Here is a 6,150-nt window from a genome sequence, read left to right on the forward strand (position 1 = left end):
GGTAGGGTCGGCCCCTTCGCGTTTACTGCCTCAACCAGGCGCGGAGGATAGGGGATTTGAACCCCTGATAGGTTGCCCTATACACGCTTTCCAAGTCTGCAAGCTGGGGTTCAGGAGGGTCCGGCAGGGGTTCTGAGCTGAGCGCGGGTGGTACACCGTCAGTCCCTGAACGCGTCCGGACGGACATGAACTGAGACTAAGACTGAGACTGGACCGCATCACGAACGATGTCCATTGGACGCAGCCCCGAGAGGGAACCCTGAGAGCTCTCCTGGGCCTGCGAAGGGCTTGAGGCGCTAGTCAGTTCGAGAATTTCGATGCGAGGCGGCCACAGGAGCCTACAGGCACGTCTACGACCCGACATGCAGGCCTGTCGTCTCGCCCCGCACCTCTGAACGGTTCTGGTCATGCCTTGCGATTCGTTCGCTGTGGCTGCTCTCTGCCCAGGAGTCGGTCCATGACCTCCAGCGCCGCCAACCTCCGACTTCGGCGCGTAGACCAGACAGCGGGCAGGACAACGCCCGCGATGAGTGCTGCTGCGACGCCTGTGACGATTCCGATCACGACACTCTGGTGGACCAGCAAGGCGGGCGTCATCACCGCTCCACCCATCAGTGCTCGCTGAAGGCCGTTCTTCAGGGCTCCCCGTCCCTGGCGATGGCGATTCGGTGCTGCATCCTCGCTCATGTCTCAAGCTCCGCCCTTTCTGCTCATCTCTTGCTGAGGTGAGCCCATCGTGCGGCAGCGGATTACCCTCTCGCGCGTCTAACCTATTGACCTATTAGCCCGCATCAATTTTCGTGGCCAACGCGCGCCCGCGCGGCGCACGCGCGTTGGGATGCGGGTCAATGGGTCAGAAGTGGAGGGCGCGTGGACGGCACCCGGCTTGCGAGGGCAAGAAACCTGAGGGAACACGCGAAGGTCTACAGACACGCCCGACAGGCATGTCAGGAGATCACCTACCAGTCACCAAAGAACCTGCAGAGCGTGAAGATTAGGCGATCATTTGTGGTCGCGAGGGACACTGATGTTCGATTCACTCTGTCACTAAGAAATTTGACCTTGTCATTGTTTGGCGACAGGGAAACGGAAGAGCTGGAAGAGTTTTCGCTTTCCTGGCATAATTCGCCGCTCTCCTCGTTGGTGTCTTCGCGGGGAATTGCTCTCCAGCTCTATCTTGTCGCCCTATTTGAGGCGCAGTGTAGGTGCATGCCGGGCGTGGAGCCGAAGAACGGTCGCCCTTTATTGCCTAGGCGAGGAGAAAGTTTCTCATGGCTCGACTTGATCGCAGCCCCTTCTGCGTCTCGCACTCGCGCAACGACTCCCCAAGATAACCTCGTGCGACAGTTCAAGCGTGCGCTTCGCCATCTTGAACGGGAAATGTTGGTTGAACTGGGTGGAGGTAGGAGCGCGAAGGGCCGATTTGAAAGATTTCGACTTCTGGATGAAGGTGGAGTACCGACAAGGGCTGGAGCGCGTGTGCGATACACCGTGCCGATCGAAAATGACGAGGTCATCGATGTTCCCGTTCGCTTCTTTACGAGCGGATGGGTCCACGTATTGTCGCCTGCCGAAATAGCCACATATCTGATATTGTTGGATCTTAAGAAAATCCATCCCGATGTTCACGACGCGGAAGGAGTGTTTTTGTCGCGTGGTATCCGGGAGGCTAGGTATAAGCTAAGTCGAGATGCCTATGAAAGTCATCTTAATCTTGCTCGGTACGGCCTAATTGTTCGACTGCATAATCCGAACAGGAGAGAAGACGGCAAAGTGGCGACGTTTAGAGAACCGCCTAGCCCGCATCGCTTTCAGATTGCAGAACATGCATTTTTAAGGTGGGGTCTTGAAGTGGTATCTAAAGTGCTCAATGGCTAGCTGTGTCATTCGCTAGTCGTCTAGGCTGGCCGGTGCGTGGGAGCCTGCGCCAACCCTGGTGAACGCCTGTGTGCGGGGTGAACCGAGACCCTAAATGAGACCCATCTGAAGGGGCTTCGGCTGTAACACTGGGGGGCTCCGCACGTAGCCCCTTGCGGCACTTCTCGTTCGGAGACAGCAGAGAGGCTTCCTGTCAGGGCCGGACGGGCAGGTAAGGACTAATGTCGTAGAACCTTCGCAGAACGTCACGGCTATCGCGAGGGCCAGATACAGAAAGATCATGAAAGGAGCCAAGGTGTCCATGCAGCCGCTGCATGAGATTCTCCAGGCCAACCGCTATCCGGGGCGGAGCGTGGTGTGGGCAAGGACTCTCGACGGCGTGATGTGTGGCGGCTACCTTCTGACAGGCCGCAGCCCGGTATCGCAGGCGCGTGTTTTCCGCCTGGTCGATCAAGAGCTCATTGTCGTCCCTACTGGCCCGGCCGCTAACGATCCGCTGCGCCACTACATTGCTGCCACAGCGCGTGGTGATTGGCTCGCCTTCGGCAACGGGAAGCAGGTCGCCACCGTTGCCGACCGTCTACAGGAAGGGCAGTCGCCGGCAGCGGCGCTGAACGGCTTGGAGTACGAGCCAGATCCACCGATCTTCACGCCCCGGATCACCGTGATCGTGAATGTGAACTCCCCTGCGGACGCGTGGTTCGGCGCAGCTCGTCGCAGTCTTAGCGACAGAACCTCAACCAACCTTCTGACGCTTTCCGTTCGAGACCTCGCTCCCGGTGACGCCGTTCTGATGACCACCTACGTCTCCGACGGCCAACAACTCGTCACGGGGGAGCCTTTCCTCGAAGCCCTGACCAAGGCCACTGATAAGCACAACCTCCTAGATGAGTTGTGGCAAGCACTTGATCCCCGATTCCGTGTGGCGGCAGCCACCTTCACACCCCAAGATCTCGCCGCGGCTACCTTGCGCAACCAAACTCGTTAGAGGCGCCCCCCGGGTGTTGCAGCCGCTCTTGGCGCGTAGCGCCATGGGGGACGTGCGCAGCACCATTCTGATCTTCGCGTGTTCCGACACGTCGCGACGGTCCAGGGACAGGAGGGACAGCCATCCAGGTGACCTGTCCCTAGCCTGGAGAGTGCGCTTGGCCTGGTCATGGCCAGAGTGGGGACGCCTGGGACAGTTGGGACACTGAGAGCCCTTCTACGGACCCACGTGTTTCATGCCGTGCAACTCCAGCACCTTGGCGACGGCCAGCGTGCGAGGGTGGTAGCGGGATGCGTCCCATGGAACGAAGACGTTGTGCGCGGTCGGGATCGGCTCACGGAAGATTCCCGGCCGGTAGAGGTTGGCCAGCACACCGGCGGTCTCGACGGATCTCACGGTGTACAGGGTGAAGTCGTCGCGGAGCATGGGACATTGCTCCAGGGCCGTGGGGACACAGTTCCAGCACGTCGGCGGAGCGTTGGTACGGCCGCTGTCCAGGCCGGTGCGCTCGAACACCGTCTTGGTCAGTAGCCACGGGATCAGGGGCGACTCCGGGTCTACCGCCGGACCGCCGCACACCTGGCAGAGAAGCTTGTTCATGCACCGCCACTGCCGCCGCGTGTTGAGTTTCCTCATGCGTTCGGAGCCGCGCAGGTCGGGCTTGTCCAGTAGTCACGCACCCTGGCGCGGAGGATGCCCAACTCCCAAGGTTAGCGGCGGGAGGCTTGATCCAGTCGCCAGGCTGGGATGGCTGGTAGGCCAGGCGCATTCGGCCCGCGTAGGGCTCGAAGGCGATCGGATCTTTCACTAGTTCGTTGGCGAAGGCGATCGTGTACGGGACGGTCGTGTACCCGGTCATGGCTGAACTTCTCCGTGTGGAGTTGGTCACTGAGCGCTCATAGTTGCGCTATTACGTAATAGCATAAAGGTGCAGGAGCGCTATAGCGCGAGAATCATGAGGACGGTGCAGGTTGATCCGAACTCATTCACGCCGCTCTACCGGCAGGTGGCTGACCTTCTGCGTGCCCAGATCGAGGGAGGCGCGCTACAGCCTGGAGACAAGCTCAAGAACGAAGACACCCTGGCCGAGGAGTTCGGCACCGGCAAGGCCACTGTTCGCCAGGCGTTGCGGCTGCTGCGTTCCGACGGGCTCATCGACACGGAGAACCGGCGGGGAAGCACCGTACGGACCCCGCCGGAGCTCACGGTGGTGAGCCTGGAGAAGCCAGCGCGGATCACGGCCCGGATGCCGACTGCCGCGGAGCGCACAACCCTGGGCCTCCCCGAAGGCGAACCTGTGCTGGTGGTCACCTACGCCGACGGCCGCACCGTGATCCTTGCGCGGTCGGCGATCGATGCTGGTCCGAGTATGAGCGATCAAGGCGACGACTGAGCACTGAGCCACCTTGAGAGGCAGGGTCGAGGTTGCCCGGATATCCATGAGGGACCTCACCAGAAGGGCTCTCATGCGCGCTCAGACTTGGTCAGTGCGTCCGCCAGCTCCTCCATGCTGGTGACCAGAAGGTCGGCCCCCGCGTCGCCTAGACGGTCAAGTTTTCCCGCCCGGTTGGCGAAGCCGACGGCGACCACACCGGCCAGCTTGGACGCCTCGACGTCGGTCACCGAGTCCCCGACGAGCAAGGCGGACGACGGCTCCGCATCGAGATGGCTGAGAGCCTGTTCGAGCAGGTAAGGGCTCGGCTTCATGAGCGAAGGATCCGCCGCCGCTCGCGCCGAGACGTACTGCACCAGGCCGCCAAGTCCCTCGCGATCCAGAAAGGTCGTCACCGCGGCCACCGAGTTGTTGCTGACGATGGCCACGGGCAGGCCCTTGTCGTGTGCCCGTTCCATCAGATCCGCCGCGCCTGGAGTAAGGCGAGCCGTACTGGCCGCCTTCACTTCCAGGTCCATGAGCGCCCTCAGGGTAAGCTGATTCAGCTCGGCGCCGAGGGAGGCGCTGAGCCGGAAGACCTCCAGAGGGTCATCCGTGGCGCGAGCCTGCGCCGGGAGCTTCGCGCCGGCCTCCTCCAGCGTGGTGCGGAGGGTGGCCGCGACGGTGGACGCCGGCAGTCCCGCGAAGATGTCGCAGACCGGCCCGTCGAAGTCGAGCAGGAGGCATCGCGCCTGGTCCATGACGGCCCGTACGGCGTCAGGACCCGAGACCGCCATCACGACACCTCGCGAGCGACGCTGTTCCACACCGTGTCGAACCACACGGAGGACTGCTGCACGTACTGGGCCGACGTCGAATCGGGACCGTCGCTCAGCGCGAAGTGGAACAGCTCGGTGTCCTTGCCCATCAGGTCGTACATCGTGACCGGCGCCGCGCCGAGCGCTACGGTGTGCTCCGCCACGGCGTAGTAGCCGAAGAACGCCTCTTCCCCGTTGATCACGTACATCTTGAACCTGGGCGGTTCTCCGCTGATCCGGACGTCGGCGGACGCATGGGGCACCAGGCCGAGGTCTCTCAGCTCGTGGACCGAGTCCACGATGGCTTGGGCATGCCGGGAGATGATCTTTTCGGCGCGCTGCCTGAACAGCGGTTCATCCTGCCCGTTGTCCACCCGGCAAGGGAGAGACCACGGACGGCCGGTGTCCGGTAGGAGGAGCCGGATGGAGATGCGCTCCGGGGTCAGGCGGCCCGCCCGTATGTTGTCGAGCGCTTCCATCACCGCCCCGTGCAGCGTCTCGCCGGAGAACCCGGCGAAGTCGATGGAGACCTCCGGCCGCTTGAACGCTTCTTCGATGTGAGGTCGCACGCGTACCGGGCACGAGCGAGTCCTCGACTCCGTCGAGGTCGGCGGCATCTGGCACCCAGTGGCCGATCTCGTTGCTGTCCCATCGCTGCGGACACGAAGCCGATACCGGCGGCGCAGGCTCGCCGACCGTGCCCGGAACCAGGACGACCGCGCCGAGGAGCAGGACCGCCGCCACGACGATGCTGATCCAATGGATGGGTTTCACACGCTAATGACGTTGTCCGCCTGCCGCCGGTTCACCAAACGGAAGCTCAGGCCCGTGAAACGAGCCAGTCCTAGCGGCATGGCACGCCGGAACCAGCACGTCACCGACGGCATCCGGAACACGGTGGCCAAGCAGGTTGACAGCCTGCTCTGGGAGGTGGGCGAGGAGGGAGAGGAACCCTCCGAAGAGGCCAACTGAGACTGAAACTGAGACTGGACATAGCGAAAGGGGCCGACTGGGTAGGGTCGGCCCCTTCGCGTTTACTGCCTCAACCAGGCGCGGAGGATAGGGGATTTGAACCCCTGATAGGTTGCCCTATA

The 6,150-nt window shown here is 62.4% G+C and carries 6 protein-coding genes; 3 read left to right on the plus strand and 3 right to left on the minus strand.

All coding sequences use genetic code 11. The features are described from left to right. Positions 1-1,338 precede the first annotated feature (1,338 nt). Together BLR04_RS40320 and BLR04_RS39190 are read left to right on the plus strand one after the other, a co-directional pair. Complete coding sequence (locus BLR04_RS40320; RefSeq protein WP_143022447.1) at positions 1,339-1,878, plus strand: hypothetical protein; 540 nt, start codon at positions 1,339-1,341, stop codon at positions 1,876-1,878. 301 nt (positions 1,879-2,179) lie between these two features. Continuing rightward, positions 2,180-2,866, plus strand: a complete 687-nt coding sequence (locus BLR04_RS39190) for an IMP cyclohydrolase (RefSeq protein ID WP_090774243.1) — start codon at positions 2,180-2,182, stop codon at positions 2,864-2,866. Between the two features lie 216 nt (positions 2,867-3,082). On the opposite strand, the gene BLR04_RS39195 is transcribed toward BLR04_RS39190, so the two are convergent. Continuing rightward, positions 3,083-3,466 (minus strand): hypothetical protein, encoded by a 384-nt coding sequence (locus tag BLR04_RS39195; protein WP_090774236.1) that lies wholly within the window; start codon positions 3,464-3,466, stop codon positions 3,083-3,085. 355 nt (positions 3,467-3,821) lie between these two features. Between BLR04_RS39195 and BLR04_RS39200 the strand changes: the two genes are divergently transcribed. Then, positions 3,822-4,259 carry a GntR family transcriptional regulator gene (locus BLR04_RS39200; RefSeq protein ID WP_143022448.1) on the plus strand — a complete coding sequence of 146 codons (438 nt, stop codon included), beginning with the start codon at positions 3,822-3,824 and terminating at the stop codon, positions 4,257-4,259. Between the two features lie 71 nt (positions 4,260-4,330). On the opposite strand, the gene BLR04_RS39205 is transcribed toward BLR04_RS39200, so the two are convergent. Both BLR04_RS39205 and BLR04_RS39210 read right to left on the minus strand, forming a co-directional pair. After that, entirely contained in the window at positions 4,331-5,035 is a 705-nt protein-coding gene (locus tag BLR04_RS39205) for an HAD family hydrolase (RefSeq protein WP_143022449.1), read from the minus strand. Next, positions 5,035-5,625 carry a hypothetical protein gene (locus tag BLR04_RS39210; RefSeq protein WP_218129354.1) on the minus strand — a complete coding sequence of 197 codons (591 nt, stop codon included), beginning with the start codon at positions 5,623-5,625 and terminating at the stop codon, positions 5,035-5,037. Before BLR04_RS39210 ends, BLR04_RS39205 begins: the two co-directional genes overlap by 1 nt. Positions 5,626-6,150 lie beyond the last annotated feature (525 nt).

Origin of the sequence: Nonomuraea maritima (assembly GCF_900100395.1) — a bacterium.
Classification (GTDB): Bacteria; Actinomycetota; Actinomycetes; order Streptosporangiales; family Streptosporangiaceae; genus Nonomuraea; species Nonomuraea maritima.

Coding starts and splice junctions, on each gene's coding strand:
- BLR04_RS39195 (WP_090774236.1), bottom strand. CDS start 3,466: ATGAACAAGCTTCTCTGCCAGGTGTGCGGCGGTCCGGCGGTAGACCCG.
- BLR04_RS39200 (WP_143022448.1), top strand. CDS start 3,822: ATGAGGACGGTGCAGGTTGATCCGAACTCATTCACGCCGCTCTACCGG.
- BLR04_RS39205 (WP_143022449.1), bottom strand. CDS start 5,035: ATGGCGGTCTCGGGTCCTGACGCCGTACGGGCCGTCATGGACCAGGCG.
- BLR04_RS39190 (WP_090774243.1), top strand. CDS start 2,180: ATGCAGCCGCTGCATGAGATTCTCCAGGCCAACCGCTATCCGGGGCGG.